Origin of the sequence: Nitratidesulfovibrio sp. 1201_IL3209, from assembly GCF_036763125.1 — a bacterium.
Lineage (GTDB): Bacteria > Desulfobacterota > Desulfovibrionia > Desulfovibrionales > Desulfovibrionaceae > Cupidesulfovibrio.
This window is the reverse complement of the sequence record NZ_JBAIYT010000104.1, coordinates 1-275: the sequence shown is the minus strand read 5'-3', so window position 1 is coordinate 275 and position 275 is coordinate 1. Positions and strand designations below refer to the sequence as shown.

Genomic DNA, 275 nt, shown 5'->3' with positions numbered 1-275 from the left:
TTTGAAGCAACCGTGAATGAAGCTGGGCCGCGCGCCCGTCTTCGCCGATGGGCCTGTAGCTCAGGTGGTTAGAGCGCACGCCTGATAAGCGTGAGGTCGGAAGTTCAAGTCTTCCCAGGCCCACCATACGATCAGGATGTGCCGCCAACTGGGCACGGTGCCACAGGAAAGAATACGGGGCTCCGCCCCGTACCCCGCAAGGGACGGCAGCCGTTAGGTGAGCGCGTAGCGCGAACCTTACGGATGGCGATCGCAACGCGCCGCCCCCTTGACCC

The 275-nt window shown here is 63.6% G+C and carries 1 tRNA gene; it reads left to right on the top strand.

Annotated elements, in window-relative coordinates:
• Positions 1-49 precede the first annotated feature (49 nt).
• Positions 50-126, top strand: a tRNA-Ile gene (locus tag V6B97_RS17250).
• The last annotated feature ends 149 nt before the right edge of the window (positions 127-275 follow it).